The following is a 1,240-nucleotide window of genomic DNA, read 5'->3' on the forward strand; positions in this document are numbered from 1 at the left end:
GTCCGCGGTCGTGTCCAGCTCCACCGTCCGGAACCCGACGCGCCCCGCCCAGCGGGCGTCGTCGGCCGCGACCTCGACGTCGTACAGCGGCTGGTCCCCGTGGCCGACCGGCCACCAGCGCCGCACGCCGGGCACCTCGACGGTCACCGTGCCCTCCGCCCGCCCCGCGGGCACGCTGCCCGTGGCCACGAGCTCCCCGCCGTCCGGCCCGGTGAGGGCCACGCGCAGCGGGACCTCGCCGTCCGCCGCCACCCCGTCGCGCTCGATCTCGACGTGCGCGACCAGGACGCCGTCGTGCGCGCCGTCGGCCCCCGCCACGACGTCGACCAGCGGTCGCACCGCGGCGATGCGCACCCCGGACCACGAGTCGAGGCCGATCGGCTTCCAGATGCCGGCGCCGGCGACGTCGATCCCCCAGTCCCAGCCGAACGAGCACGCCATCTTCCGCAGCTGGTTGTACTCGTGGTGGTTGGTCGACGGCAGCACCCCGTCGCGCTCGGCGCGGGCCAGCGCCTCGGGCACGGGCGCGGCGAACGTGACGACGAGGGAGTTGTCGCCCTCGCGCAGCGCGTCACGGGCGTCCCAGCGGAAGGACCGGAACATGTTCTCGGTTCGCCCGAGCTCCACTCCGTTGAGCTCCACCGTCGCCACGGTGTCGAGGCCGAGGGCGACGAGGTCGTGCCGCGCGGCGTCGCCCGGCCGCCACGCGAACGTCGTCGCGTACCGCCACGCCGTGTCGCCGATCCACTGCTGCGCCGCCTCGTTGTCGCCGTCGAACGGCTCGTCGACCAGCCCTTCGCGGTGGAGGTCGAGGTGCGCCTCGCCGGGCACCACGGCGGGGATCCCGTCCGCGAGCGCCGGCGCCACGCCGTCGGGCGCGTCGGCCGCGAGCTCCGCGGCGGTCAGGCTCCACCCCTGGTGCAGGGCGCGGAAGGTCGTGGGGAGGTGCGTCATGGCGGAGTCCTTCGTGGTTCGCAGGGAGTTCGCTGGGTGCCGACCCGGTCAGGGTCGCAGGTGGCTCAGCCGGACGCCGGACGGCGCGGCTCGCGCAGGACGCGCGCGCCGCCGGCAGGCACGGTGGTCAGGGGCCCGACCTCCGCCCCGGACAGCAGGTCGTGCCCGGCGGCGGCGACCTTCTGCTCGTCGCCGGTGTGGTTGAGGAGGAAGAGGTAGGAGCGGTCGTCGCCGCGGCGGCGCACCGCCTCGAGCCCGGGCGCCGCGTCGAGGACGCGCGGCACCC

General features: G+C 76.3%; 1 protein-coding gene and 1 pseudogene. Both read right to left on the minus strand.

Going from position 1 to position 1,240, the window contains the following annotated elements; all coding sequences use genetic code 11:
• Nucleotides 1–954: pseudogene (locus tag ACFWEK_RS21745) on the minus strand (glycoside hydrolase family 2 protein); the annotation flags it as partial.
• A 65-nt stretch (nucleotides 955–1,019) separates the two neighbouring features.
• On the minus strand, nucleotides 1,020–1,240 hold a 221-nt coding region (locus ACFWEK_RS21750; RefSeq protein WP_430555398.1), incomplete at its 5' end, for a Beta-galactosidase C-terminal domain.

Source organism: Isoptericola sp. NPDC060257 (genome assembly GCF_042726645.1).
Lineage (GTDB): Bacteria > Actinomycetota > Actinomycetes > Actinomycetales > Cellulomonadaceae > Isoptericola > Isoptericola nanjingensis.